Annotated in this window: 25 protein-coding genes and 1 riboswitch; of the genes, 15 read left to right on the forward strand and 10 right to left on the reverse strand. The window is 70.9% G+C overall.

What is annotated here, in order from left to right; genetic code table 11:
• Positions 1-11 precede the first annotated feature (11 nt).
• The 4 genes from dxs to ACFRKB_RS02035 all read left to right on the forward strand — a co-directional run bounded on the left by dxs (position 12) and on the right by ACFRKB_RS02035 (position 4,342).
• Positions 12-1,964 (forward strand): 1-deoxy-D-xylulose-5-phosphate synthase, encoded by a 1,953-nt coding sequence (dxs, locus tag ACFRKB_RS02020; RefSeq protein ID WP_383102462.1) that lies wholly within the window; start codon positions 12-14, stop codon positions 1,962-1,964.
• Positions 1,961-3,352 carry an aspartate aminotransferase family protein gene (locus tag ACFRKB_RS02025; RefSeq protein ID WP_383102463.1) on the forward strand — a complete coding sequence of 464 codons (1,392 nt, stop codon included), beginning with the start codon at positions 1,961-1,963 and terminating at the stop codon, positions 3,350-3,352. The genes dxs and ACFRKB_RS02025 overlap by 4 nt, the downstream gene beginning before the upstream one ends.
• A gap of 112 nt (positions 3,353-3,464) precedes the next feature.
• Entirely contained in the window at positions 3,465-4,088 is a 624-nt protein-coding gene (locus ACFRKB_RS02030; protein ID WP_383102464.1) for a helix-turn-helix domain-containing protein, read from the forward strand.
• A 134-nt stretch (positions 4,089-4,222) separates the two neighbouring features.
• Positions 4,223-4,342, forward strand: coding sequence for a DUF6126 family protein (locus tag ACFRKB_RS02035; protein ID WP_383102465.1), 120 nt, complete (start codon positions 4,223-4,225; stop codon positions 4,340-4,342).
• Positions 4,343-4,351: 9 nt separating this feature from the next.
• On the opposite strand, the gene ACFRKB_RS02040 is transcribed toward ACFRKB_RS02035, so the two are convergent.
• A complete protein-coding gene (locus tag ACFRKB_RS02040) occupies positions 4,352-5,164 on the reverse strand; it encodes a tyrosine-protein phosphatase (protein WP_383102466.1) in 813 nt (270 codons plus the stop codon).
• Between the two features lie 450 nt (positions 5,165-5,614).
• A riboswitch (cyclic di-AMP (ydaO/yuaA leader) is annotated at positions 5,615-5,775 on the forward strand.
• Positions 5,776-5,779: 4 nt separating this feature from the next.
• Between ACFRKB_RS02040 and ACFRKB_RS02045 the strand changes: the two genes are divergently transcribed.
• Both ACFRKB_RS02045 and ACFRKB_RS02050 read left to right on the forward strand, forming a co-directional pair.
• On the forward strand, positions 5,780-6,739 hold the full coding sequence (locus ACFRKB_RS02045; protein WP_383102467.1) for a M23 family metallopeptidase: 960 nt from the start codon (positions 5,780-5,782) through the stop codon (positions 6,737-6,739).
• Between the two features lie 171 nt (positions 6,740-6,910).
• The gene (locus ACFRKB_RS02050; RefSeq protein WP_383102469.1) at positions 6,911-7,744 is read left to right on the forward strand and encodes an SGNH/GDSL hydrolase family protein; all 834 of its coding nucleotides are present in this window, start codon (positions 6,911-6,913) and stop codon (positions 7,742-7,744) included.
• Here ACFRKB_RS02050 and ACFRKB_RS02055 read toward each other — a convergent pair.
• The 5 genes from ACFRKB_RS02055 to ACFRKB_RS02075 are packed head-to-tail and all read right to left on the reverse strand — an operon-like array spanning position 7,734 to position 12,945.
• A complete protein-coding gene (locus ACFRKB_RS02055) occupies positions 7,734-8,612 on the reverse strand; it encodes an STM4011 family radical SAM protein (protein ID WP_383102471.1) in 879 nt (292 codons plus the stop codon). The two genes, ACFRKB_RS02050 and ACFRKB_RS02055, sit on opposite strands and share 11 nt — an antisense overlap.
• Before the next feature lie 6 nt (positions 8,613-8,618).
• A complete protein-coding gene (locus ACFRKB_RS02060; RefSeq protein WP_383102473.1) occupies positions 8,619-9,989 on the reverse strand; it encodes an STM4012 family radical SAM protein in 1,371 nt (456 codons plus the stop codon).
• Positions 9,986-10,798, reverse strand: coding sequence for an STM4013/SEN3800 family hydrolase (locus ACFRKB_RS02065; protein ID WP_383102571.1), 813 nt, complete (start codon positions 10,796-10,798; stop codon positions 9,986-9,988). The genes ACFRKB_RS02060 and ACFRKB_RS02065 overlap by 4 nt, the downstream gene beginning before the upstream one ends.
• Positions 10,795-11,988, reverse strand: a complete 1,194-nt coding sequence (locus tag ACFRKB_RS02070) for an STM4014 family protein (protein WP_383102475.1) — start codon at positions 11,986-11,988, stop codon at positions 10,795-10,797. The genes ACFRKB_RS02065 and ACFRKB_RS02070 overlap by 4 nt, the downstream gene beginning before the upstream one ends.
• 3 nt (positions 11,989-11,991) lie before the next feature.
• Positions 11,992-12,945 carry an STM4015 family protein gene (locus ACFRKB_RS02075; protein WP_383102477.1) on the reverse strand — a complete coding sequence of 318 codons (954 nt, stop codon included), beginning with the start codon at positions 12,943-12,945 and terminating at the stop codon, positions 11,992-11,994.
• A 158-nt stretch (positions 12,946-13,103) separates the two neighbouring features.
• On the opposite strand from ACFRKB_RS02075, the gene ACFRKB_RS02080 reads away from it, so the two are divergent.
• Both ACFRKB_RS02080 and ACFRKB_RS02085 read left to right on the forward strand, forming a co-directional pair.
• On the forward strand, positions 13,104-13,442 hold the full coding sequence (locus tag ACFRKB_RS02080; protein WP_383102479.1) for a hypothetical protein: 339 nt from the start codon (positions 13,104-13,106) through the stop codon (positions 13,440-13,442).
• A 123-nt stretch (positions 13,443-13,565) separates the two neighbouring features.
• On the forward strand, positions 13,566-14,585 hold the full coding sequence (locus ACFRKB_RS02085; protein ID WP_383102481.1) for a DUF6745 domain-containing protein: 1,020 nt from the start codon (positions 13,566-13,568) through the stop codon (positions 14,583-14,585).
• 98 nt (positions 14,586-14,683) lie between these two features.
• Here the strand turns inward: ACFRKB_RS02085 and ACFRKB_RS02090 are convergent, their stop codons facing one another.
• Complete coding sequence (locus ACFRKB_RS02090; RefSeq protein ID WP_383102483.1) at positions 14,684-15,595, reverse strand: carbohydrate kinase family protein; 912 nt, start codon at positions 15,593-15,595, stop codon at positions 14,684-14,686.
• Positions 15,561-16,241, reverse strand: a complete 681-nt coding sequence (locus ACFRKB_RS02095; RefSeq protein WP_383102484.1) for a TetR/AcrR family transcriptional regulator — start codon at positions 16,239-16,241, stop codon at positions 15,561-15,563. The genes ACFRKB_RS02090 and ACFRKB_RS02095 overlap by 35 nt, the downstream gene beginning before the upstream one ends.
• Before the next feature lie 221 nt (positions 16,242-16,462).
• Between ACFRKB_RS02095 and ACFRKB_RS02100 the strand changes: the two genes are divergently transcribed.
• Positions 16,463-17,725 (forward strand): MBL fold metallo-hydrolase, encoded by a 1,263-nt coding sequence (locus tag ACFRKB_RS02100; RefSeq protein WP_383102486.1) that lies wholly within the window; start codon positions 16,463-16,465, stop codon positions 17,723-17,725.
• Between the two features lie 87 nt (positions 17,726-17,812).
• Here ACFRKB_RS02100 and ACFRKB_RS02105 read toward each other — a convergent pair whose 3' ends face one another.
• Positions 17,813-18,610, reverse strand: a complete 798-nt coding sequence (locus tag ACFRKB_RS02105; RefSeq protein WP_383102488.1) for a DeoR/GlpR family DNA-binding transcription regulator — start codon at positions 18,608-18,610, stop codon at positions 17,813-17,815.
• 171 nt (positions 18,611-18,781) lie between these two features.
• Between ACFRKB_RS02105 and ACFRKB_RS02110 the strand changes: the two genes are divergently transcribed.
• The 6 genes from ACFRKB_RS02110 (at position 18,782) to ACFRKB_RS02135 (ending at position 23,959) form a co-directional block, all read left to right on the forward strand.
• Positions 18,782-19,669, forward strand: coding sequence for an SIS domain-containing protein (locus ACFRKB_RS02110; RefSeq protein WP_383102490.1), 888 nt, complete (start codon positions 18,782-18,784; stop codon positions 19,667-19,669).
• A gap of 346 nt (positions 19,670-20,015) precedes the next feature.
• A complete protein-coding gene (locus tag ACFRKB_RS02115) occupies positions 20,016-21,986 on the forward strand; it encodes a sensor histidine kinase (RefSeq protein WP_383102492.1) in 1,971 nt (656 codons plus the stop codon).
• 7 nt (positions 21,987-21,993) lie between these two features.
• Entirely contained in the window at positions 21,994-22,431 is a 438-nt protein-coding gene (locus ACFRKB_RS02120) for a roadblock/LC7 domain-containing protein (protein ID WP_383102493.1), read from the forward strand.
• Between the two features lie 2 nt (positions 22,432-22,433).
• Complete coding sequence (locus ACFRKB_RS02125; protein ID WP_383102495.1) at positions 22,434-22,805, forward strand: DUF742 domain-containing protein; 372 nt, start codon at positions 22,434-22,436, stop codon at positions 22,803-22,805.
• On the forward strand, positions 22,783-23,415 hold the full coding sequence (locus ACFRKB_RS02130; RefSeq protein ID WP_383102496.1) for a GTP-binding protein: 633 nt from the start codon (positions 22,783-22,785) through the stop codon (positions 23,413-23,415). Before ACFRKB_RS02125 ends, ACFRKB_RS02130 begins: the two co-directional genes overlap by 23 nt.
• Positions 23,416-23,428: 13 nt before the next feature.
• Positions 23,429-23,959 (forward strand): GAF domain-containing protein, encoded by a 531-nt coding sequence (locus tag ACFRKB_RS02135; protein ID WP_376585597.1) that lies wholly within the window; start codon positions 23,429-23,431, stop codon positions 23,957-23,959.
• A gap of 21 nt (positions 23,960-23,980) precedes the next feature.
• On the opposite strand, the gene ACFRKB_RS02140 is transcribed toward ACFRKB_RS02135, so the two are convergent.
• Positions 23,981-25,030 (reverse strand): LacI family DNA-binding transcriptional regulator, encoded by a 1,050-nt coding sequence (locus ACFRKB_RS02140; protein ID WP_383102573.1) that lies wholly within the window; start codon positions 25,028-25,030, stop codon positions 23,981-23,983.
• Positions 25,031-25,311: the final 281 nt, after the last annotated feature.

Here is a 25,311-nt window from a genome sequence, read left to right on the forward strand (position 1 = left end):
GGGGCCCGAGCGTGTCAGTCTTGGAGAATATCCGGGGGCCGCGCGATCTCAAGGCGCTGAGTGAAAGTGACATCGGCGAACTGGCCGAGGACATCAGACAGTTCCTGATTCAGGCGGTCGCCAGAACCGGCGGCCATCTCGGGCCCAATCTCGGGGTGGTGGAGCTGACCATCGCCCTGCACCGGGTCTTCGATTCGCCCGTCGACCGCATTCTGTGGGACACCGGCCACCAGAGCTATGTCCATAAACTCCTCACCGGCAGGCAGGACTTCTCCAAACTGCGCGGCAAGGGCGGCCTTTCCGGCTATCCCTCCCGCGCCGAGTCCGCACACGATGTCATCGAGAACTCGCATGCCTCGACCGTGCTCGGCTGGGCCGACGGACTCGCCAAGGCCCGTGAGGTGCTGGGCGGCGAGGACCATGTCGTCGCCGTCATCGGGGACGGGGCGCTCACCGGCGGAATGGCCTGGGAGGCGCTGAACAATATCGCCGCGGCCAAGGACCGGCCCCTCATCATCGTGGTCAACGACAATGAACGGTCCTACGGGCCGACGATAGGGGGACTCGCCGATCACCTCGCCACGCTCCGTACCACCGACGGCTACGAGAGCGTCCTGGCCTGGGGCAAGGACGTACTCCAGCGCACCCCCGTGGTGGGCAAGCCGCTGTACGAGTCGCTGCACGGCGCGAAGAAGGGGTTCAAGGACGCCTTCGCCCCGCAGGGCATGTTCGAGGACCTCGGCCTGAAGTACGTCGGCCCGGTCGACGGCCATGACATCGCCGCCCTGGAGTCCGCGCTGCGGCGCGCGAAACGCTTCCACGGACCGGTGCTGGTGCACTGTCTGACGGAGAAGGGGCGCGGCTACGCGCCGGCGCTGGAGGACGAGGCGGACCGCTTCCATACGGTCGGCGTGATGGATCCGCTGACCTGCGAGCCGCTGGCACCGCCCAGCGGCCCGTCGTGGACCTCGGTGTTCCGCGACGAGATCGTCGCGATCGGCGAGGAGCGGCCGGACGTGGTGGCGATCACGGCGGCCATGCTGCACCCCGTGGGGCTGACGAAGTTCGCCGAGCGATTCCCGGACCGGGTCTGGGACGTGGGGATCGCCGAGCAGCACGCGGCGGTCTCCGCGGCCGGGCTCGCCACCGGCGGGCTGCATCCGGTCGTCGCCGTCTACGCCACCTTCCTCAACCGGGCCTTCGACCAGTTGCTGATGGATGTCGCCCTGCACCGGTGCGGCGTCACGTTCGTACTCGACCGGGCCGGGGTCACCGGGGTCGACGGGGCCTCGCACAACGGCATGTGGGACATGTCGATCCTCCAGTGCGTCCCCGGACTGCGGATCGCGGCGCCGCGCGACGCCGGGCAGTTGCGTGCGCAGCTGCGCGAGGCGGTGGCGGTGGACGACGCCCCGACCGTGGTGCGGTTCGCCAAGGAGCCCGCGGGGGCGGAGATCCCGGCCGTGGGACGCGTGGGCGGGATGGACGTCCTGCGCCGTGCGCCGGACGCCGACGTGCTGCTCGTATCGGTGGGGGTGCTGGCGCCCGTATGTCTCCGGGCGGCGGAGCTGCTCGCGGAGCGCGGTATCGGCTGCACGGTCATCGACCCCCGGTGGGTCAAGCCCGTCGACGAACAGCTCGCCCCGCTGGCCGAACGGCACCGGCTGGTCGCGGTCGTCGAGGACAACAGCCGCAGCGGCGGGGTGGGTTCGGCCGTCGGACAGTCGCTGCGCGACGCGGGGGTGGACGTACCCCTGCGGACCTTCGGCATCCCCGAGGAGTTCCTCGCCCACGCCAAACGGAGCGAGGTGCTGGCCGACATCGGTCTCACCCCGGTGGACATCGCGGGACGGATCAGCGCCGCCCTGACACGCAAGGAGAGCCCGGCACGCGTGGGGAAGCCGGCGCGCGAGGTGAACCGGGCGCGCGAGCAGAGCCCGGCAGGCAAGGAGAGAGCGGAATGACCGAGCCCACGGGCTTCGACCTGTCGCGGCTGCTCGCGGAGCGCGGCGCCGAGCGCTACGAGCTGTACACGAGGCATCTCAACCACCAGCTCCCGCGCATGCTGCACACCATCGGCTTCGACCGGTTCTACGAGCGGGCCGAGGGAGCCTACTTCTGGGACGAGGACGGCAACGACTATCTCGACATGCTCGCCGGCTTCGGCGTCATGGGCCTCGGTCGGCACCACCCCGTCGTACGCAAGGCGCTCCATGACGTCCTCGACGCCTCGCTCGCCGACCTCACCCGCTTCGACTGCCAGCCGCTGCCCGGACTGCTCGCCGAGAAGCTGCTCGCCCACTCCCCGCATCTGGACCGGGTGTTCTTCGGCAACAGCGGTACGGAAGCGGTGGAGACGGCGCTGAAGTTCGCCCGGTACGCGACCGGCAAGCCCAGGATCCTGTACTGCGCGCACGCCTTCCACGGGCTCACCACGGGCTCGCTGTCGGTCAACGGCGAGGACGGCTTCCGGGACGGCTTCGCACCGCTGCTGCCCGATACCGCTCTCGCGCTCGGCGATCTCGACGCGCTGGAGAGGGAACTCAAGCGCGGCGATGTGGCGGCCTTCGTCGTCGAGCCGATCCAGGGCAAGGGCGTCCACGGGACCCCGCCCGGTTTTCTGCGCGCCGCCCAGGAACTGCTGCACAGGCACAAGGCGCTGCTCATCGTCGACGAGGTGCAGACCGGCCTCGGCAGGACCGGGGACTTCTACGCGTACCAGCACGAGGACGGAGTGGAGCCCGATCTCGTCTGTGTGGCCAAGGCGCTCTCCGGCGGCTATGTGCCCGTCGGCGCGACCCTCGGCAAGGACTGGATCTTCAAGAAGGTCTACTCCTCGATGGACCGGGTGCTGGTCCACTCCGCGAGCTTCGGTTCCAACGCCCAGGCCATGGCCGCGGGCCTGGCCGTGCTGTCCGTGATGGAGGACGAGAACGTCGTCGCCAACGCGCGGGCCACCGGCGATCTGCTCCGGTCACGGCTGGCCGCGCTCGTCGACCGTTATGAGCTGCTGTACGAGGTACGCGGCCGCGGCCTGATGATCGGCATCGAGTTCGGCCGGCCGAACTCGATCAAGCTGCGCGGTCGCTGGACCATGCTCCAGGCGGCCCGCAAGGGTCTCTTCGCGCAGATGGTGGTCGTACCGCTGCTCCAGAAGCACCGGATCCTCACCCAGGTCTCCGGCGACCATCTGGAGGTGATCAAGCTGATCCCGCCGCTGACCATCGGCGAGCGGGAGGTCGAACGTTTCGTGGACGCGTTCACGGCGGTCATGGACGATGCCCACGGGGGTGGCGGACTGATGTGGGACTTCGGCAGGACCCTGGTGAAGCAGGCCGTGGCCAACCGATAGCGCGAGGACGCGGACGGGCGAGGCGCGAGGACGCTGACGGGCGGGGAACGAGGACTTTTGCCTCTGAGGTAAGAAATTTGCCTCAGAGGAAAGTTCCTGGCGCAATGGAGATATGAGCACACCTCCCGCCGGAGAGGCCGCCGGAGAACACCCCGACGAGCTGCCCGATGTCGCACCCCGGCTGCGTGAGCTGCGCCGCCACCGACGGCTCACCCTGGAGACCGCCGCCGCGCGGGCCGGGCTCTCCCCCGCCCATCTCTCCCGGCTGGAGACCGGCCGCAGACAGCCGTCGCTCCCGATGCTGCTCAGCCTCGCCCGTATCTACGGTACGACGGTCTCCGAGCTGCTCGGGGAGATGCCGCCGGAGCGCGATCCCATCGTCCGGGCCGGCCGGATGGAGCCGGTCGAGGCCGACGGCTGGACCTACCACCAGGCGGGCGGCCCGGGACGGGCCATGCAGCCGCTGCGGCTCCAGGTCCCGTACGGGGCGCAGGGCGACCTCGTCCGCGTACACCCGGGTGAGGAGTGGCTCTATGTCCTCGAAGGGCGGCTGCGGCTGACCCTCGGGGACGCCGTACACGTACTCGACCCCGGGGACAGCGCGCACTTCGACTCGCTCACCCCGCACCGGATCGCCGCGGCCGGACCCGAGGGGACCGAGCTGCTCTTCGTCCATACCCTGCTGCAGAGCCCCGCCGCCGAGCTGTGCCTCGGCGGCGGGGCCCATCGCCGCTGACCTGCTGGGAAAGGTCTGCCACTATGCCCGAGTCAGAGAACCCCGTGTCGGAGAGTCCCGTGTCGAAGAGCCCTGTGCCGGAGAGCGCCGCGCCGGAGAACCGCGTACCGGGGAATGCCGCGTCCGGTCATGCCATGAAGCAAGAGGGGAAGTTCCCCCGCGGGCTGGTCATCCGGCTCTTCGCCTATCTGATCGCCGGCCATCTCTTCGCGGCCTTCCTCTATCTGCTCTTCGAGATGGGCGCCCGGGGGTAACGGCGCCCCTCAGCTCTGGTCGAGGAGACGGGCGCGGAGCCGCTCGCGGGTCTCGGGGGCGAGCCCGAGCCCCTCGGTCAGATAGCGGTCGGTGGTGCCCCAGGTCTTCTCGATGGTCTCGAAGGCCGCCGCGAGGTATTCGGCGCGGGCGTCGAAGAGCGGGCTGAGCAGCTCCATCACCTCGGAGGACATTCCGGCGGGGGAGTTGTCGGAGCGGCGGATCGGGTAGCGGCGGTGCGGGTCGTTCGACTTGAGATAGTCGGCCTCGATCGCCTCGGGCTCCACCCCGACCGCGAGCAGGGACACCGCGATGGAGAGCCCCGCCCGGTCCTTGCCCGCCGCGCAGTGCATGAGCGCGGGGACGCTGTCCTCGGCGAGGGAGTGCAGGACGCGGCTGTGTTCGGCGGTGCGTGTCGTGATGATCGTCCGGTACGAGTCGATCATCCTGGTCGCCGCTTGGCCGTTCGAAAGAAGCGAGCGCAGCTGGTCGAGATCGCCGTCCCGCACCATGAGCCAGAACTCGGCACCGTCCGCCGGATCGGTGAGCGGCAGGTTCACATTGCGTACGCCGGTCAGCTCCACGTCCGCGCCGTCGAGCTTCAGATCGGCCGCATTGCGGAAGTCGAAGATCGTGTGCAGGCCGAGGGAGGAGAGGAAGGCGGCGTCGTCCGGGGTGGCGTTGGCGAGATGTCCGCTGCGGAAGAGCCTGCCGTGGGCCACCCGCCGGCCGTCCGTGGTCGGCAGTCCGCCCACATCGCGGAAGTTGCGCACGCCGGACAACTCGGGCTCTGTCGACGGGACCTGCGGCAGCTGCTGCGTCACGGCGTGCTCCTCCGTGTCTGCCGTCGGCGCGGCTCGCCGACGATGTCGACCTCCGACCCTACGACATTTGTTCCTCAGGCAACCTGTGGCAATCGGCCCGGCCTCGGAGGGGCCAGAAGCGCATTATTCGGACACCCTGTGCCGATGAATATCGCCTAAACGCCCATCTGTCCGGAATGGGTGGTTCCGCATAACCTGCCCCGGTCGCGGGGGAGATGGGCTCGGGCCAGTGAGCAGGATCATATCCGTGACGTTGCGTGGTGGTATCGGGAAGGGCAATTGCTGCTCTGCAAGGTAATTGGAGACCGGAATCCACGCAGGGTGACCGAATTACCCGGGCGATATCCGGAACGGTCGCCACCGCCCGAAAACAGCATCTTGTTCCGGCCGTCCGACTCGCTTACGTTCAGCCTCAATCCGAGCGGACCGCCGAATCCTGCCGCCGCTCGGAATTCGCATCCACCCAATCAACGCGTGGCAGGAGCGGGGGAACCAGGTGGAACGCCGGTCCGGAACTCCGGGACGGCTTGGGGTGAAGTCGCGCACCACGCGCGGCCGGGCAGCTCCAGCCCGAACCCGACAGCTCACCTCGCAGGCGCCGGAGAGGAATTCGCCATGCCCGCGAAGGGTAAGCACCGCCGTCCCAAGAACAACCCGATCTCGCGCGGATTCATCGCCGCCGGCACGGGTGGCGCAGCCATCGCGCTTCCCCTCATCGGTGCCACCGGCGCGCACGCCGCGGAGAACGCCGCCCCCGCCGCCGCTCCACAGGCCGTCTCCGCCTCGGCGCACACCACCGCCACCGAGGCCGCCACCAGGGTCGCGAGGACCTACACCGTGGTCGCCGGGGACTATCTCTCCAAGATCGCCGTCGAGCACCATGTCCGGGGCGGCTGGCAGCGGCTGTACAAGGACAACCGCGAGGCCGTCGGCGACAACCCGTCGCTGATCCACCCCGGCCTGAAGCTCACTCTCGGCGGGCGCGGCGGGGAGCACCGCCCGTCGGAGGCTCCGGCGCAGCCCTCCAGCTCGTCGTCCGACGACTCCAGCTCCTCGGCCGACTCCGCCGATTCCGCGTCGAGTGACTCCGCGTCGAGCGGTTCGACCGACGAGTCCGCCGCCTCGACCCCCGAGCAGGCCCCCGCCGACACCGCGGCGCCGAGCACCGGTTCCGGCTTCACCGCGCCGGTCGACGGGCCGACCTCCACGCCGTACCGCGCCTCCGGCTCCAGCTGGGCCAGCGGCTACCACACCGGTGTCGACTTCTCGGCGTCCTCGGGCACCTCCGTGAAGGCGGTCGGCGACGGTACGGTCGTGACGGCCGGCTGGGGCGGCTCGTACGGCAACCAGGTCGTCATCCAGCACAGCGACGGCATGTACTCGCAGTACGCCCACCTGTCGTCCCTGGATGTCTCCGAGGGCCAGACCGTCAGCGCGGGCCAGCAGATCGGACTCTCCGGTTCCACCGGCAATTCCACCGGACCGCACCTGCACTTCGAGATCCGCACCGGCCCCGAGTACGGCTCTGACGTCGACCCGGTGGCCTACCTCCGGGACAACGGCGTGAACATCTGATTCGTCAGATCACGTCAGCTCATTGCGCTGCCCGGCACTTTCCGTGCCGGGCAGCACCCGTTTATCGCCTATTCCCGCTTGGCCGAAACTTGACCGATGGCATATCTCACCCGGCGTCAACCCCTCCTTACGGTCGCGTAGGTCACATCTGCCGGTGAATGATGTGGTGCTGTGGCAGACGATTCGAGATCAAGAAGAAATGGCGTACTCGGGTCGTACGCGGCGATCGGCGACAGCTTCACCGAGGGTGTGGGAGATCCGGGCCCCGACGGGATGTATGTCGGCTGGGCGGACCGGCTCGCGGTCCTGCTCGCCGACCAACTGCCGGTCGCGGGTGCGACGGCGGACACCGCCCATGGCGATTTCCGGTATGCCAATCTCGCCGTACGCGGCCGGCTCCTCGACCAGATCGTCGACGAACAGATTCCCCGCGCGAAGGAACTCGCCCCGGATCTCGTGACGTTCTGCGCCGGCGGCAACGACATCATCCGGCCCGGCACCGACCCCGACGATGTCGCCGAGCGTTTCGAGCGGGCCGTCGCCGATCTCTCCGGCGCCGTCGGCATGGTCATGGTGACCACCGGCTTCGACACCCGGGGCGTGCCCGTGCTGCGCCATCTGCGCGGCAAGATCGCCACGTACACCGCGCATGTACGGGCCATCGCGGACCGCTACGACTGCCCGGTGCTCGACCTCTGGTCGCTCAAGTCCGTCCAGGACAGGCGGGCCTGGGACGGCGACCGGCTGCATCTGTCACCCGAGGGGCACACCCGTGTCGCGCTGCGCGCCGCGCAGGTCCTCGGCCTCGATGTGCCCGCCGACCCGGACCAGCCGTGGCCGCCGCAGCCGCCGCGAGGGACGCTGGAGGTGCGGCGCGACGACATCCACTGGGCGCGCGAGTATCTGGTGCCGTGGATCGGGCGACGGCTGCGCGGCGAATCCTCCGGCGACCATGTCGAGGCGAAGCGCCCCGACCTCCTGCCCCTCCTGCCCCTCAAGCACTGACCAGGGGCGGATCCGGCGCCGGTCGGATCCCCGCCGGGACCCGCTCCAGGACCCCTCCGGCGAACACGTCGTACAACGGCAGCGTCTCCAGATGCACATATCCGATATGGCAGTCGCACACCGCCAGCGGGCACGCCCGCGGAGCGAGCGCCCGCCGGTAGGACCCGTCGTAGAGATTGCCCAGCTCGGCGCGGACGAAGTGGCAGCGCCGGACCGTACCCTCGCCGTCCACCGAGATCACCGACTCGCCCGTCCGGCAGGGCAGACCGGCCGAGCGGTGCGGGCTGCGGCTGTAGGGGAAGAGCGGATCGAGGGCCGTCCAGCGGTCGGCCTCCTCGTCCGTATAGCTGTGCCCCTCGGCCGCGTTGACCCAGAGATAGACCTGCTCGGGCAGGTCGGCGCGGAGCCGCCGGGCGTGCTCCAGATGGTCCGGCAGACCGACGACCCCCACACTGAACCGGACCGACCGCGCCGCCAGCTCATGGGTCTTCGCGAGGAAGCGGTCGTACGGCGTCTGGCCGGGGTGGTACGTACACCACAGGGCGAGCTTCGCGGGATCGGCGTCCGCCAGCCAGTCGGTGCGGCAGCTCAGATTCGTCTGGATCGCCACGCGGCCGATATGCGGCAGCAATGACAGCTCGGTGAGGGCGCGCCGGTACCAGGAACGGACGAGCCCTTCGCCCCAGGGGGTGAACAGCACCGACAGCCTGTCCTCCCGCTGCTCCGACGCCCAGGCGGTGAAACGCTCCAGGGCGGCCCGGTCGGCGCGCAGTTGGTCCCGGCTGTCGCGGCGCTTGGCGAACGGGCAGTAGGGGCAGTCGTAGTCGCAGGAGGCGAGCGGGCCTCGGTAGAGGATCGTCAGGTCCACGGGGTCTCACTTCGTCTCGTACGCGGCCATCGAGGCCCGTACGGCGGGGGAGAAGAGCGCGGGGCCCAGCGCGTCCGAGTACGCGAGCCCCTCGGGGGAGAGGCGCAGCGTCCCGGCCGGCGCGCTCTCGTCGAGCCAGCCGGAGGCCGCGAACCGGGCCAGCTCGGCGGGGAAGTCCTCGGCGGGTCCTGAGCCGAACCGCTCGCGGTAGTCCGCCTCCGCCATCCCCTCGGCCTGGAGAAGGGACTGGAGGAGATGGCGGCGGCGCGCCTCGTCACCGTCGATCCGGCGGCCCACCTCCGCGCGGGAGAAGTCCTCCGTCGCCGTGTAGGTGTCGATGAGGGTGCGTATCTCGCGCATGTCGACCGCGTAGTCGAAGGAGTAGTGAAGAGTGGACGTGTACGAGCGGGCCCCGCAGCCCAGACCGATCATCCCGTCGGTCTGGCACGCGTAGTCGTCCGGGCCGGCGTCCTGGAACGGGACGTCCGGGCGGCGGAACATGCGCATGGACATCTGCTCGTAGCCGTGGGCGAGCAGCTGGTCGCGGCCCTGCCGGTAGAGCCGCAGCCGCTGGTCGTCCCAGGCGGCGTCGCCGCCGGTGCCGAGCCGGCCGAGGCCGGTGAGCGGCCGTACGTACAGGGGATAGAGATACAGCTCTTCGGGCCGCCAGGCGAGCGCGGCGTCCAGGGAGTGGCGCCAGCTCGCCTCCGTCTGGCCGTCGATGCCGTAGATCAGATCGATGTTCAGGACAGGGATCCGGGCGTCCCGTATGCGGCCGAGCGCGGCCTCGACCTCGGCGCGGCGCTGTGGGCGTACGGCCGCCTTCGCCTCGGCGTCGACAAAGCTCTGCACGCCGATGCTCAGACGCGTGGCACCCCGCTCGGCGAGCACCGCCAGCCGGTCGACGGTGGCCGTCGCGGGGGAGGTCTCCACGGAGAGCGGGACGGCCCGCAGATCGGCCCCCATCCGCTTCTCGGCGATGTCGCACAGCCGGTCCAGCTCGTCGGCGTCCAGATAGGTGGGGGTGCCGCCGCCGAAGGCCGCCGCGGCGAACCGTACGGTGTCCGCGCCGCCTTCCGCCTCCGCCAGGGCGTCCCGGACGGCGGTCGCCTGCCGGTCGAGCGCGTCGAGATAACGCGTCGTCAGTTCATCCGGGGCGCCGATCCGGGTGAAGAGATTGCAGAAGCCGCAGCGGACCTCGCAGAACGGTATGTGCAGATAGAGGGAGAGCGCGTCCTTGCGTTCACCGGCCCACACCCCCCGCAGGGCCGGGCGGTCCTCCAGCGGGCGGTAGGCGGTCTTGTGCGGATAGGCGTAGACATAACTCTCGTACGGACGAGGTGCCTCGTACGGACGGGGCGCGAGGGTGGTGCTCATCGGGCTCTCCCGCTCTCCAGGAAGAAATGGGCGTACGGCACGGTCCAGACCACCTCGTGGCCCAGGCGGTGGCCGGTCCAGCCGTCGTCGCCGTAGGCCGTGCCATGGTCGGAGCAGACGATCGTGAAGCAGCGCCGGCGGCTGCTCGCGGCGGCGAAGAGCCGGCCGATATGGCGGTCGACATACTCCAGCGCGGCGGCGTGTGTGGCCCGCGAGTCCCCCGCCTCCCGGGTGGCGCCGGGCAGATGGAACCAGTTGGGCTGGTGCAGCGCCGCCACATTGACGAACAGGAACAGCCGTCGGCCGGGCGCCAGACCGGCGACGACCTTCTCCGCCCGCTCGACCTGCGCCTCGAAAGAGGTGGCCGAGGCCACGCCGAACTCCGGCTCCCAGTGGCTCTCCTGGAACATTCCGGGCAGTACGGAGCCGAGCGCGCCCCGCCGGTTGAAGAAGCCGACCCCGCCCAGGCACACCGTGCGATAACCGGCCGCCGCGAGGCCCGAGACCAGATCCGGTGTGTCATAGACAAAGGTGCGGTCGGCCGTGGTCTCGCTGCCTCCGAAGCGCGCGGCGAACAGCCGTGGATGCGGACCCGGCACGGCGGGGGTGGGCAGAAACCCGGCGAAGATCGCCTGGTGCGAGGCGTAGGTGAAGCTGCCCGGGGCGTGCCGCTTCTCCCAGCGGCCGTCCGGGAGATGCCGGGCGAGATGCGGGATGCGGCCGGCGGCGGCCAGTTCCTGCGCGACATCGAAGCGCAGTGTGTCGAGCGTGACGAGCAGGAGATCGTCCCGCCCGACGATCTCGTTCATGTCAGGTGTCCGCACACCGGCTCCTCGGTCGTCCGGCGGGTGGCACGCCTCGGCAGGGCGGCGAGTTGCGCACCGTACGTGTCCAGGCCCTCGGCGCCGCGGCCCGGCAGTCCCGTGAGACCCGGCAGCAGATCGCCGAAGGCGTTGACCTCGGCGACGGCGTACCGCCGCCAGCTCGGGGCGGGCAGCAGATCGACACCCACGCAGTGGGTCCCGGGAAAGCAGTCGGCCGCCCATTCACTGAGGGTGAGAGCCGTGAAGAAGCTGCCTCCGGACGCCTCGATCACGGCGCGGGCCGCGTCGAGATCCCCGCGCTTCCCGCCCAGATGGAGATTGGTCATGGGCGACCGGCTGGTCCGTACGACCACATGCGTGGCGCGGCCCGCGACGACCACCACCCGCAGATCCGCCGACCTGCCGTCCAGGACCCCCTTCGGCACCCACTGCTCGATATGCAGTCCGTCGGGCGCGAGGGCGTCGATGATCGCGGCCACGTCGCGCTCGCCGGTGTAGTCGCGGACCCGCAGCGAGTTGAAGAGACGGCCGGTGTCGTCCCGTTCGACGGAGGTGAGGGCGCGCACCCGGCCGGGGCCCGCCCTCTCGACGGCGAGGACACCGGAGGCCGACGAGCCGTGGGCGATCTTGACGAACGCGCGGCGGAGCCCGGCCCCGCCCATCAGGGCGCGTACGTCGTCCCAGCCGGACACGGCCGGCCAGCCGGCGCCCGATGTGGGGGATACGGGAACGCGGACCCCCGCCGCGTCCAGCAGGCCGTGGCAGAGCCGCTTGTCGAAGAGGACCGCCAACTCCCCTGGATCGTCGAGCAGATCGGCTCCGGCGGCGGACGCCGCCCGGCCGAGGCCCCCTGCGGCCGCCGTGAACCGTTCGTACCAGCGGCCCGTGCCCTCGACGCGGGTCGGATCGTCCACGTCGCGCAGCAGCCGGTCCACCTCCGGGTCCTCGCCGGGGGAGTCGATCCGTACCGTCTCACCGGCAGCGAACTCCGCCCGGCCGCCCAGCACCTCGCGCCAGGACACCACGCGGGCGGGGGACAGCCCGGCGGCCCGCACGGCGTCCTGGAACAGGGACACGCGGCGGTGGCCGGGGATCCCGACCACGACCAGTTTCGGATCGGCGTCCCCTTGGGGCGCGCTCGGGGGCGGGGGTGTGGCGCTCGGGTCCGGGGTCATCCGTTACTCCGCCACCGCGGTGTAGCGGTGCTCGACGCCGTCGGACTCGCGGTCCGGCTCCGTGCTCTCCGAGAGGTCGATCTCGACACCCACCGCGCCCAGCGTGTCGAGGAGACGCTTCCGCATCGCCTCGCCGAGGTAGTTGTGGTGCAGATCGAGCTTCTTGAGATGGGTGAGCGGCTGGCCGCCGAGAAGGGCTTCCGCGCCTTCGTCGCCGAGCGTGCCCATCGAGAGATCGAGCGTCTCCAGCCCGGCCACGACGGGGGCGCCCGCCAGTGCCACGGCGATCTCGTCCTGTATCTCGCTGTTGCGCAGCGCCAGTGACCGCAGCCGGGGCAGCCGCGACCCGGCCAGGATCGGCGCCAGATCGGCCACTTGCGCGTTCGCGCCGTACCACGACGTGCCGAGCCAGAGATCGAGATGCTCCAACTCGGGGAAGTCGCTCGCCGCGACGGACCGCACCACTTCGGCGTCCAGGCCGCCCGTCTCGATGGTGAGGGAGCGCAGCCGCTCGTGCCGGACAGCGGGGAAACACAGGTCCTGGCCGCCGCGGACCCCGAACGCGCGCAGCTCCGGGAAGGCGTCGAGGAGCGGGGTCACCAGCCCCTGGTTGATCCAGGAGATCTCGCACTCCATGAACGTGATGTCACCGAGGAACAGCGCACGCAGCGCGGGCAGCCGGTCGCGGGCGGCGACGAGCGCCGAGATCACCTCGTCGGGGCCGGTGTCGTAGGCGTCGCTCCAGTCACCGACGATCAGCGCCCGGACCTCGGTGGTGTCCACGGACTCGGCGAAGCGCGCGAACGATGCCTCCCACGCCTCCTCGGACTCGTAGGACTCGACCGAGATGCGCCAGGCCACGGAGGCCGCGTCGGGGAGCTCCGCCTTCGTTTCCGCCTCGGGGAAGTCGAATGCGGGCAGGCCGTCGAACTCCCGCATTTTTTCCGAAATGGCCATGACGACGCTCCAGACACCGGTGACATGTGATCGGCTGATGTGCAGCAGTTCTACCAGCGGCCACTGACAACTCCCCGCTCCGGGGCCGATTGTCAGACCCTCCCCCTAGCGTCGTTCACAGGTCGGCGCACTCGGCGCCGCCGGTCGAGGGGAGAGCCATGTTCCGGCAGGGAGACGTCCTGATCGTGCCCGTCGCGGAAGAGACGGTGCCAACGCGCGTGACGGACGCCGAGAGCGCCCCCGGCGAGCCGAGGGACGCGCGGGGGCGGCTGGTCCTGGCCCTCGGCGAGGTCACCGGCCACGCCCACGCGGTGACCGGGCCCGGCCGGCTGGTCCGTGAGCCGGGGGACGCCCTCGGACCGATGTTCCTCCATCTCCCGGAGGGCGGACGGGTGGTGCACGAGGAGCACGCGGCGATACCGCTGCCCAAGGGGTGGTTCCGGGTGGTGCGCCAGCGCGAGTACCTGCCGGGCGCGGTGCGCATGGTCGCGGACTGAGCATGGCGGCCCAGACCGGCCCGGGTGGTGGGCCTCGGGGGCAACAGCCGTACGGAGACGGCGGACGAGAGTGGGGGACGGGCATGACAGGGGACGGGAATGACGTGGGACGGGGCTTCGGGCATGAGTGACGTGGATACGTGGCGGGCGGTCGCGGCGGCGACGGGGGCGCAGGGGGAGAACGGGGAAGCGGACCGGGCCGCCGCCGAGCGCGGGGTGCGCCTCGCCTACCGCAGGGCGGGTCTCGCCGAACCGGAGCGGATCATCTGGGCCGGCTCGCCGCTGGCCGGGGCACGGGCCGCGAAGGCGCTGGGTGATGCGGGACGGTCCGTGCGGGACGAGGTGCGTACGCACCCGTGGGCCGCGGAACGGCGCAGGATGCACGACGCGTTGGGGCCGGCGGGGTGGGCCGATCACTGGAACGCCACCGGCGCCCGGCTCTGGGACACCACCCGGGCGCTCGCCGAGCGGATACGCACCGGAATAGTGGAGAGCTTCGACGACCGGGCCGCCGAGGCGGCCGGGATCCGTGCGGTGCTGCTCGACGCGGTCCTCGGCCAGCACGACGCGGCCTGGCTCGCCGCGTTCGACGGCCTCGGCGAACGCCTCGAAGGGCTCGCCGAGGTGGCCCGGCACGCCGGCTGGTGGTGGCCGTACGAACGCGCCGTGGTCATCTGCGAGCGTCCCGTCGCGCTGTACCGCGACGAGGCGGGCCGGCTGGACCGCGGGGACGGCCCCGCGCTCGCCTATCCGGACGGCTTCGCCCTGTACGCCTGGCGCGGGATGCCCGTCCCCGCCGAGTTCCTCGCCGGGCTGCCGGACCTGACCCCCGAGCGCATCCGCACCGAGGCCAACGCGGAGTTGCGGCGCGTGATGCTGGAGTACTACGGCTACGACCGCTATCTGAACGAGTCGGGAGCGCGGCCCGTCCACCGCGACGAGACCGGTGTGCTGTGGCGGATCGCGCTGGACGGCGACGAGGATGTCGCGATGGTCGAGGTCGTCAACTCGACGCCGGAGCCGGACGGTACGCACCGTACGTACTGGCTGCGTGTGCCGCCGACGGTGTCCACGGCCAAGGCGGGGGTCGCGTGGACGTTCGGGGTGGAGGAGGAGGTGTACGCGCCGGTGCGGCAGACGTGACGGGGGCCGTTGTCCGGGGCGGCCTCTCGGCTGGGGCCGGTGGGCGTGCGCGAGTTGTCGCCGGGGTGCGCTCCGGGGCTCGCGTCCGGGCGCGCCGTTCAGGCCGCGAGCAGTTCGTCCGGGCCGATCAGCGCCTCGTTGCCCTTGCCCGTACAGGCATGGGCACCCGCCACGGCGCCCAGCCGCGCGCACTCCTCCACGTCGCGTCCGGCCAGCCGCCCGTACAGGAAGCCGCAGACGTACGCGTCGCCCGCGCCGTTGGAGTCCACCACCGGCGCGGGCGGGACCGTCGCCCTGACCGGGCGGGGCGTACGGCTTCCCTCGCGGCTCATGACGTAGGAGCCGCCCGCGCCCGCCGTCGCGACGACCGCCTCGGCCCGGCCCTCGCGCAGGATCTCCCGCATCACCGAGGCGATCCGCTCGCTCGCCCCGGCGGCGCTGAGGAACACCAGGTCGGAGCGGAGGGCGAAGTCCTTGTGGTAGTCGGCGAGACCGTCCCAGTCGTGCAGGTCGGTCGAGACCGGGACGCCCAGCGCCTCGATGTCGTCATAGAGGAAACGGGCGAAGTTCGTGATCGACAGATGGACATGACGGCTGCGTTCGAGATGGGGGAGATAGAAGTCGCGCGGCATCCGCAGATCGTCCGGGTCCCTGGCGTCGTGGAAGGACATCCGGCGGCCCGTCTTCTCCACGAGATTGACCGCGCGCCGGGTGCCCGCCGGGGAGATCAGGGCCTCGAAGTCCACACCGCCCCGTGCCAGCCGCTCACGGACCTGCTGGCCGGTCCAGTCGTCTCCCAGGTAGTCGAGGAACTTGACGTTCAGGCCGAGATTCCGGCAGCCGAGCGCCACATTGCCGCCGGTGTGTCCGGGCCATTCGAGGATCGGCCCCACCGAGACCGAGTCGGCGAGCGGCACCGGCAGCGAGTCGACCCGGACGACGGTATCCACCCCGCTGCCCCCGACGACCAGCACATCATGATGGAGCCGGTCGGTCTCCTGCTGCGCCACGATCTCCCTTTCCGCTGTCCGAGTTCTGTCCGTGTGTCCGTGTGAAGTCCGCGCTGTCCAGGCCCAGTTCGCGGGCGAGGGCTTCGTCGGCCCACTCCAGCATGGTGGCGCGGGGCAGTGAACCCTCGTACGACGTCATCTGAACCGCGAGGCCGTCCAGCATGGCGGTCAGCCGCCAGGCCGCCGACACCGGGTCCGCGCAGTGGAATTCACCCGCCGCCGAGCCTTCCGCGATGACCTCGGCGAGGGCCGCCTTCCACCGCTGGTCGAGAGCGCGCGCCAGCTCGCGCAGCGCGGGATCGCGCAGCGCCGCCGCCCAGCTCTCGATCCACAGCCGCCACCCCTTGGCCTCCCCGGCCGGCGCGTACCAGCGGACCGCGTCATGCAGCCGGGCCAGCGCGCTGTCGGGCCGGCCGAGCAGCGTGCGCAACTGGTCGAGATCGCCCTGCGCGGCATGGGCGAAGGCGGCGGCGACCAGCTTCTCCTTCGTGGAGAAGTGGTAGAGCACCAGCGCGTTGCTGACACCGAGCACGGCGGCGACATCGGAGATCCGCACGGCTGCCACTCCCCGCGCCTCGATCTGCCCGACGGCGGCGCGCAGCAGGTCCTCGCGCCGTTCCGCCACATTCAGCCGCACTCTCGCCACAGCGCTCACCCTACCGAGACCGACAGGCCTCATCGGTACCGGTCGTACCGCTGTGCGCCAACACCGACTCGGGGGCGTAGGCGGGAATCCCGGGGGCAGTGACGACGTTGGACGTGCGTACGCCGGCCCGGGTGGGGCCCCGGTCGATTACGGCCGACTCGACCCGCACCGATGTACGCACCCGGACATAATGGGACGACACCGAACCTCCAGGAGGTGCTGTGACAGGCGCTGGTTCCCCCCTTTCGTTGCGCTCCCGGCTGCGCTCGCTGCGACCCGCGGCCTTCGGGGCCGATTCGGCGGGCGAGCGGCTGGAGCGGATCCACCGCTCGCCGAACTTCGTCGACGGGGTGTTCCAGAACCCGGTGGGTGCCAGGACCAGACCGTCCGGCGCCTCGGGACTGGAGTTCGCGAAGATCTACTTCCAGAAGGAGGCGCGGGCCCGGCGGTCGCCGCTCGGCACCATTCCCGTGTACCCGACCACCCTCGCGGACCTCGCCGCGCCCCCGGTCTCCGGCCTCCGCCTCACCTGGATGGGGCATTCGAGTGTGCTCGCCGAGATCGACGGGCGACGCGTGCTCTTCGACCCCGTCTGGGGCGAGCGATGTTCACCGTTCGCCTTCGCGGGGCCGAAGCGGCTGCACCCCGTACCCGTGCCGCTCGCCTCGCTCGGTCCGGTCGATGTCGTCGTGATCTCGCACGATCACTACGACCACCTGGATCTGCCCACGATCCGGGCGCTCGCCTCCACGGACACGGTATTCGCCGTCCCGCTCGGCGTCGGCGCCCATCTGGAGAGGTGGGGCGTGGACGCGTCCCGGCTGCGTGAGCTGGACTGGAACGAGTCCACCGAGGTCGCCGGAATCCGGCTGACCGCCACCCCCGCGCGGCACTTCTGCGGTCGCGGGCTGCGTAACCAGCAGCACACCCTCTGGGCGTCCTGGGCCGTGGCCGGTCCCGAGCACCGGATCTACCACAGCGGGGACACCGGCTACTTCCCCGGTTTCCGTGATATCGGCGCCGAGCACGGCCCGTTCGACGCCACCATGATCCAGATCGGCGCGTACAGCGAGTACTGGCCCGATATTCATATGACCCCGGCCGAGGGCATGCGCGCCCATCTCGATCTCCAGGGCGGACATCCGTCCGGCGTGATGCTGCCGATCCACTGGGGTACGTTCAATCTGGCCCCGCACCCGTGGGCCGAGCCCGGTGAGGGTACGGTCGGCGCCGCCACCGAAGCGGGCGCCGGGATCGCGCTGCCGCGCCCCGGGCAGCCCTTCGAACCCACCGGGGACGAGGTCCCCGACGCTCCGTGGTGGCGGTCCGTGGCCGCCGTGCCGGCCGAGGGCTGGCCGGCCGTGACCGCGCGCTCCGCCGCCGGGGCTCCGGCCGCGAAGGTGGGGGCGGCGGGCGACGCCACCGGCACGGGCGGCGACAGCGGGAAGACGGAGGAGACGGCCGAGAGCGCGTCCTCCGCGTAAGCACGCCGGGGCGGGGGCGCGGGAACATCGGCCTCGCGCCCCCGGACCGTACAGCGTGTGCCGGGGGACACGTGCGTACGGGCGTGTTCAGACCTGGATGACGCGTACCCCGTGCTCCTCGAACCGGCGCGCCCACTCCGGCGCGCCGGAGTCCGTGATGAGCGTTCCGATGTCCTCCACCGGACAGATCCGGGCGAACGCGCGGGCGCCCAGCTTGGAGCTGTCCGCCACCACGACCAGCGTCCGCGCCCGCTCGGCGAGCAGCGCGTTGATGCTCGCCTCGTGCTCGCTGTGGGCAGCGGCGCCCGACTCCGTATCGACGGAGTCCGCGCCGATGAACGCGATGTCGAGGCTGACCTCGCCGATGATGTGCCGGGCCAGCGGCCCGACGAGCTCGTACGACTGGGGCATCGCGACCCCGCCCGTCGTCACCACCTTGATGTGCGGTCGCACCGCCAGCTCGTGGGCGATGTTCAGCGCGTTGGTGACGATCGTGAGCGCGGGCTCCTCGGCCATCCGCTCCTCGGCCGTTCCCCGCAGCTCACCACGGGTGGCGAGGGCCCTGGCCACCTCCGAGGTGGTCGTGCCGCCGTTGAGTCCGACCACCATGCCGCGTTCGGTCATCGCCGCCGCCGCGCGAGCGATGCGCTCCTTGGCCCCGGCGTGCCGTACCGCCTTGTACCGCAGCGGCAGTTCGTACGCGACGGAGTGTGCCACCGCCCCGCCCCGGGTACGCGTCACCAACTGCTGCTCGGCGAGGTGATCGAGGTCGCGGCGGATGGTCGCCACGGACACCCCCAGCTCCGCGGCGACGGCCTCGACCTCCAGCTGATGCCGCTCGGTCAGCAGCTCAAGCAAGGTCGTATGCCGCTCATGGCGATTCACCGTAACCCCCTCGATCGCGTGGACCCCTGATCCCGTGGACCCTTGATCCTATGTGCTGGTGACCTCAGTCCGGATTGCTGGAAATGCTTGTTAGTGATTGAAACTGTCGTCTAGCATGCAGAAACAATCATACGGTTCGGAGTCATACGGCTCAGGGGAGTGGAGACGCACATGACGCATGTGGAGACGGAACTGGCCAGTCAGCCCGAGTGCTGGCGCCGGGCGGCGGGCCTGGCCGAGGGGGCGCGCGACAAGCTGCCCGAGCCCGGTGAGCGCACGGCCGTCGTCGGCTGCGGCACCTCGCTGTTCATGGCCCGCGCCTACGCCGGGCTGCGGGAGGGGGCGGGGCTGGGTGAGACGGACGCGTTCGCCGCCTCCGAGTTCCCCACCGGCCGCCGCTACGACCGGATCGTGGCGCTGACCCGGTCGGGGACGACCACCGAGGTGCTGTCCCTGCTCGCGGACGTCCGCGGCACCGCCCGTACGACCGCGATCACTGCGGACCCCGAGACGCCGGTGCGAACGGCCGCCGATGATCTGGTCGTACTGGACTTCGCCGACGAGCGGTCCGTCGTCCAGACGCGCTTCGCCACCACCGCGCTCACGCTGCTCCGCGCGCATCTCGGTCTGCACCCGGACGCTGCGGTCACGGACGCGGAGACGGCGCTCGCGGAGCCGCTGCCCGCGGGGGTGACCGAGTGCACGCAGTTCACATTCCTCGGCCGGGGCTGGACGGTGGGGCTCGCGGAGGAGGGCGCGCTCAAGATGCGGGAGGCGGCGCTGGCCTGGACCGAGGCGTATCCGGCGATGGAGTACCGCCACGGTCCCATCAGCATCACGACCCAGGGGACGGCCACGTGGGCGCTCGGTCCGGCCCCCGAGGGGCTGGGGGAGGAGGTGCGGGCGACCGGCGGGCTGTGGGTGCCGGGGACGCTGGACCCGCTGGCCGAGCTGGTACGGATCCAGCGGCTCGCCCTCGCGCTGGCGGAGGGGCGCGGTCTCGACCCGGACAACCCCCGCCATCTCAGCCGCTCCGTGGTTCTGTCGCCGTCCTCCTGAACCGGCCCTGCCTCTCTCGTTCCTACCGTCCCTCCCATCCTTCCCCTCTCTCTTGTCCCTCCCTCTCGTCGCTTCTGTCTCTCCCGTCCTCGTAGGGGAGTTCGGCCCGGTGCCCCGCACCGGGCCGAACGTATATTTCGTGCTGATGTGCGATGCCTCATACCGGAGCGGGATGCTCTGTGGGGAACTTCGTCAACTGCCCACCGTGAAGGAACGTTCGGCGACTACCGTGTGTGCTCGGTGATCAACGGAGGGCGTCGCGATACGCGCAGGTCCTGCCGCTGCCGCCGGAACCGGAACACCCGCACGACGCCGCTTCCTGGGGCCCCACGTACCGAGGACACTGATGTCTCAACTTCGCGCACCCGTCGCGCGGCCGGAGCGCCGCGAGGGCGGGCGGCACGGCAGGCCGGGCTCCCGCTCGTTCTCGTCCCCGGCCAGGGCGGAGACGCCGACGCCGCCCGACGCCCGCATACGGCCTCAACTCCTGCGCACCGCCGTCCTTCCGGCGATAGTCGCCGCGCTCTGCGGCGCCGCCGCCGTCGTACTCATCCTGCGGTCCACCGCGGCGGAACCGACCGCCGTGCTCTGGACGGCCCTGTTCGGCATGGCGCTGCTCGCCTTCGCCGCCATCGCGGCGGCCGCCCTCGGCGCGGAACGCACCGCGAAGTCCGTCCTGGACCGCTGCAACGCGATGCGCCGCTCCAGCGCGCGCGGGCAGGCCGAACTCCGCGCTGTCGTCGAGCAACTCCGACGGGGCGAGCGGGTGCCCGTGCGCCCGGCACCGGCCCCGTCGGCCGTTCCCGGCGGTGACGAATTCGACCTGCTGGCCCAGGAATTGGGCCGCTCACGGGATGCCGCCGTCGCCGCCGTGGTGCAGGCGTCCCGGCTGTCAAGCAGCGTCGGGGACGAACAGAAGGTGGAGGTGTTCGTCAATCTGGCCCGTCGGCTCCAGTCCCTCGTCCACCGGGAGATCCAGCTGCTCGACGAGCTGGAGAACGAGGTCGAGGACCCGGAGCTGCTGAAGGGTCTCTTCCACGTCGACCATCTGGCGACCCGTATCCGCAGGCACGCCGAGAACCTCGCCGTCCTCGGCGGGGCGATCTCGCGGCGTCAGTGGAGCAGGCCGGTCACCATGACGGAGGTCCTGCGCTCGGCCATCGCCGAGGTCGAGCAGTACCCGCGGATCAAGCTCGTGCCGCCGATCGACGGCACTCTGCGCGGCCATGCCGTGGCCGATGTCATCCATCTGCTGGCCGAACTGGTCGAGAACGCCACGCTCTTCTCCTCGCCGCACACCCAAGTGCTGCTGCGAGCGCAGTATGTGACGGCCGGTCTGGCCATCGAGGTGGAGGACAGGGGCCTCGGGATGCCGTTCAACGAGCAGAAGAAGATGAACGGGTTGCTCACCGACCCCGACCAGGTCAATGTCGCGCATCTGCTCCAGGACGGGCGGATCGGGCTCTTCGTGGTGTCGGCACTGGCGCGAAGGCACGGCATCGCCGTACGCCTCCAGTCCAATATCTACGGCGGGATCCAGGCCGTACTGGTCCTGCCGCAGGCGCTGCTCGGCTCCGACCAGGCGGACGAGCGGAACAGCGAGCACCAGACGTACGGGACTCAGCCGCAGCCCCAGCTCCCACCACAGCCGCAACCGCAACCGCAGCCGCAGATGTACGAGGCACAGCTCACGCCACAGCAGCAAACGCCACCGGTCCCGCACCAGCCCCAGTCACCGCCCCAGCCCCAGTCACCGCCCCAGCCTCCGTCCGGGTCCGGGCCGACGCCACCCCATGGCGCCCCCGCCCCGCTCCCCGTACGTGACACGGGCGCCGACCGTCCCACCCCCGCCGCCGCGCGCCCCGGCGCCGTCCATCCCGACCGGCGGCGACCGGTCGCCGCACCCGATCCGGCCCGTCCGCGGGCCGAGCCCCTTGGCGACGGTACGATCCACGCCACCGCGAGCCGGCCCCAACTGCCCAGACGCCGAGGCCAGGAGCACATGGTCCCGCAACTGCGCGAGGCCCCGCCCGCGCACCCTCCCGCCCAGGAGGCCGTGCTGCACGACCCCGGCCTGATGGCCGCCTTCCAGCGGGGCATCGGCCTCGCGGAATCCCAGCCCGCCCGCCAATCGGCTCCTCCGCACGACCCGTTGACCGACACCGACCCGTTGACCGACCCATTGACCGGTCCGTTGACCGACCCATTGACCGGTCCGTTGACCGGTCCGTTGACCGGTCCGTTGACCGACTCACTGTCCGGGACCCTCGCGGAACCGTCGGAACCGCAGCGCCACGACACCACCCCCAAGGAGTAGATGCACCATGGCGAGCGATGCGCCGACCGCCCATGTCTCCGACCTCGACTGGCTGTTGAGCGGTCTGGTCCAGCGAGTCCCGTACACCCGCAGCGCGGTGCTGCTCTCCTCCGACGGCCTGGTGAGGTCCGTGCACGGCCTGGATCCCGACAGCGCCGACCACATGGCGGCGCTCGCCTCCGGCCTGTACTCCCTGGGCCGCAGCGCCGGAGTGCGGTTCGGTGACGGCGGGGAGGTCCGCCAGGTCGTCGTGGAACTCGACTCGACCCTGCTCTTCGTCTCCACCGCGGGCTCGGGCACCTGTCTCGCCGTGCTGGCGGGCCGCGAGGCGGACGCCGCCGTCCTCGGCTACGAGATGGCGATGCTGGTCAAGAGCGTACGGCCCTATCTGATCACCCCGCTCAGGCAAGGGGCCGGCTTCTCCCCGAGCGCCGCGGGGCACTGACGGTGCCGCGTCCGACGGAGGGGCCGTGGCTCGACGACGCGGCCGGCCGGCTCATCCGCCCGTACGCCGTGAGCGGGGGCCGGACCCGGCCGACGACGGCCCTGGACCTGCTGACACTGGTCATGTCCACGGGTTCGGATCCTCAGGCGCATCTCGGGCCGGAGCACGCCCACGCCATGGACCTCTGCCAGGGGCCGACCTCGGTCGCGGAGGTCGCGGCGCATCTGCGGCTCCCCGTGACGGTCACCAAGGTGCTGCTTTCCGATCTCGTGGACTGCGGGGCGATCACCGCGCGCCCGCCCCTCAGCTTCGACCACCCCACCGATCGATTCCTGCTGGAGGCAGTCCTCGATGGTCTACGACGACAGCTCTGACGTCCCCGCCGCCGCCCTTGCCGCCCCCGTCGTGCCCGAGCCCTTTCCCACCGCGCTGAAGGTGCTGGTCGCGGGTGGTTTCGGGGTCGGCAAGACGACGTTCGTGGGCGCCGTCAGCGAGATCGCGCCGCTGAGTACGGAGGAGCTGCTCACCCAGGTCAGCGCCACGACCGACGATCTGACGGGCGTCGAGGCCAAGACATCGACGACGGTCGCCATGGACTTCGGCAGACTGACGCTCGACGATCGCCATGTGCTGTATCTGTTCGGGACCCCGGGGCAGGAGCGCTTCTGGTTCATGTGGGACGAGCTGTCCCGCGGCGCACTCGGCGCGATCGTGCTGGCCGACACCCGGCGGCTGGACTACTCGTTCTCCGCGGTGGACTTCTTCGAGCAGCGCGGGATCGGATTCGTCGTCGCCGTCAATGAGTTCGACGGCTCGTACCGCTATGACCCGGAGGAGGTGCGGGCCGCGATCGATCTCAGGCCGGAGGTGCCGATCGTGCTCTGCGACGCCCGCATCGCCAGTTCCGGTATCCAGACGCTGGTCACGCTCGTACAGCATCTGCTCACCGCGGCCCCGGCCGCGCCCACGGCCCTCTCGGAGTGACGGAGCTACGCGCATGAGGTACGACCCGATCGGCCGTCTGCTGCTCACCCCCGTCGACCGGGAGGCGCCCGACCGTGTGGTCCGGCTGCGCGGGCTCGGGCTGGGGGAGCGCGCCGAACCCGCCTTCGACGCCGTCGCCCAGCAGTTGGCCCAGCTGACGGGCGCGCCGTACGCGATGGTCAACTTCATCGACGAGGAGCGGCAGTTCTTCGCCGGACTGCACACTCCGCCGGGCGTGGGCAGGGAACGGTTCATGGCCCGTGACCATGGCTACTGCCCCCATGTGGTGGTACGCCACAAGGCGCTGGTCCTGGAGGACGTACGGGACTTTCCCCGGTTCGCCGGGAACGCGCTGGTCGACGAGACCGGTATCCGCTCCTATCTCGGGGCGCCGCTCATCGACCGTACGGGGATGGCGCTCGGCACCGTCTGTGTGGCCGACACCGAGCCGAGGCGTTGGGGGCGGACCGGTCTCGACACCATCAAGTCCTTCGCCGCCGAGCTGATGGCACAGATCCACCGCAGGGAGGACGGTCTGATCTGACCGCTCACATCTGACTGTGCGTCAGCATGAGTCCCAGAGAGGAGTGCTGGCGGGAGACGGCCGTCCGGTGCTCGCGCGCAGCACGACCTCGCCGCCGACCCGCAGCACCCGCGAGCGCGCTCCACGCGGCTCACGCAGCGCGAGCGAGATCACGCTCTCCCCCATGGCGGTCAGCGGCAGGGCGACGGTCGTGAGCGGGGGAGTCAGCTCCCGTACGAGCGGGATGTCGTCGAAGCCGGCCAGCGACAGATCCTCCGGGACCCGTACGCCCGCCTCGCGGAAGGCGGCGAGCGCGCCCACGGCCATCACGTCCGTCACCGCGAAGACGCAGGTGGGACGGGGACGAGCGGGCCCGTCGAGCAGTTCGCGGGCCGCCGCGTAGCCGCCGTCGCGGGTGAACGCGCCGTGTACGACGGACCCGGGCCGGAGGGTGACCCCGGCCTCGCCGAGCCCTTCCCGGAACCCGGCCAGCCGGTCGGAGACCGTGGTGAGTTCGCGCGGCCCGCTGAGCACCCCGAACTCCCGGTGTCCCAGGGCCAGCAGGGCACGGGCGAGCGCCGCGGCCCCGGCGCGATTCTCGGGAAGTACGGCGTCGGCGCGCAGACTTCGGTGCCGGCTCACCACGGCAACCCGCCCGCCCGCGCGGATGTACGGGGTCACCTCGGCGGCCAGCTTCCGCTCCCAGGAGGGGTCCTGGAAGCCCGAGCCGATCAGCAGAATGGCGCGGGCGCGCTGGGCGCGGAGCATCGAGACATACGCGATCTCCCTGGCCGGCTCGCGGAACGTACTGGCCAGCATGACCAGGACGTCCTGTTCGGCCGCCGCCCGCATCACCCCGCCCGCGATCGCGGCGAAATACGGGTCGCCCACATCGTGGCAGATGAGCCCCACCGTATTGCTGGAGGCGCTGGCGAGCGCCTGGGCATGGGCGTTGGGGATATAGCCGAGCAGATCGGCCGCCGCGTGCACCCGCTGGCGCAGCTCCTCACGGACTCTCGTCGTGCCGTTCAGCGCTCTGGAGGCCGTCGCCAGGGAGACACCCGCGCGGCGGGCGACGGCGTCCAGCGTCACATGGGCCTGTGCTTCCCGTTCACTCAACTCGACCCCCGGGTCGCGGTGGCGGCGGAGCCCGTGGCGGACCCCGAAACTTCGGGACGACCTATTGACCGTACGGACGGGCAGTCATTAGCGTGGCGATCACCTTATCAGAAAGCGCTTTCTGAAAGCGCTTGTAGACGAACAGCGCACTTATAACTGCCCGGTTTTCCCGAGGAGTTCACAGTGAGCCAGAGCGTCGCACCGGCATCAGCGCCGCCGCCGGAATCCGCACCCGCGCCCGCACAGGACAGGGA

This window comes from Streptomyces scopuliridis (assembly GCF_042790125.1).
Lineage (GTDB): Bacteria > Actinomycetota > Actinomycetes > Streptomycetales > Streptomycetaceae > Streptomyces > Streptomyces scopuliridis_A.

What these genes read in the sequence shown, in the direction of transcription:
- ACFRKB_RS02060 (WP_383102473.1), bottom strand. Translation starts at nt 9,989, where the DNA reads ATGAGCACCACCCTCGCGCCCCGTCCGTACGAGGCACCTCGTCCGTAC.
- ACFRKB_RS02130 (WP_383102496.1), top strand. Translation starts at nt 22,783, where the DNA reads ATGGTCTACGACGACAGCTCTGACGTCCCCGCCGCCGCCCTTGCCGCC.
- ACFRKB_RS02115 (WP_383102492.1), top strand. Translation starts at nt 20,016, where the DNA reads ATGTCTCAACTTCGCGCACCCGTCGCGCGGCCGGAGCGCCGCGAGGGC.
- ACFRKB_RS02080 (WP_383102479.1), top strand. Translation starts at nt 13,104, where the DNA reads ATGTTCCGGCAGGGAGACGTCCTGATCGTGCCCGTCGCGGAAGAGACG.
- ACFRKB_RS02070 (WP_383102475.1), bottom strand. Translation starts at nt 11,988, where the DNA reads ATGACCCCGGACCCGAGCGCCACACCCCCGCCCCCGAGCGCGCCCCAA.
- ACFRKB_RS02120 (WP_383102493.1), top strand. Translation starts at nt 21,994, where the DNA reads ATGGCGAGCGATGCGCCGACCGCCCATGTCTCCGACCTCGACTGGCTG.
- ACFRKB_RS02085 (WP_383102481.1), top strand. Translation starts at nt 13,566, where the DNA reads ATGAGTGACGTGGATACGTGGCGGGCGGTCGCGGCGGCGACGGGGGCG.
- ACFRKB_RS02110 (WP_383102490.1), top strand. Translation starts at nt 18,782, where the DNA reads ATGACGCATGTGGAGACGGAACTGGCCAGTCAGCCCGAGTGCTGGCGC.
- ACFRKB_RS02035 (WP_383102465.1), top strand. Translation starts at nt 4,223, where the DNA reads ATGAAGCAAGAGGGGAAGTTCCCCCGCGGGCTGGTCATCCGGCTCTTC.
- ACFRKB_RS02075 (WP_383102477.1), bottom strand. Translation starts at nt 12,945, where the DNA reads ATGGCCATTTCGGAAAAAATGCGGGAGTTCGACGGCCTGCCCGCATTC.
- ACFRKB_RS02025 (WP_383102463.1), top strand. Translation starts at nt 1,961, where the DNA reads ATGACCGAGCCCACGGGCTTCGACCTGTCGCGGCTGCTCGCGGAGCGC.
- ACFRKB_RS02065 (WP_383102571.1), bottom strand. Translation starts at nt 10,798, where the DNA reads ATGAACGAGATCGTCGGGCGGGACGATCTCCTGCTCGTCACGCTCGAC.
- ACFRKB_RS02030 (WP_383102464.1), top strand. Translation starts at nt 3,465, where the DNA reads ATGAGCACACCTCCCGCCGGAGAGGCCGCCGGAGAACACCCCGACGAG.
- ACFRKB_RS02045 (WP_383102467.1), top strand. Translation starts at nt 5,780, where the DNA reads ATGCCCGCGAAGGGTAAGCACCGCCGTCCCAAGAACAACCCGATCTCG.
- ACFRKB_RS02135 (WP_376585597.1), top strand. Translation starts at nt 23,429, where the DNA reads ATGAGGTACGACCCGATCGGCCGTCTGCTGCTCACCCCCGTCGACCGG.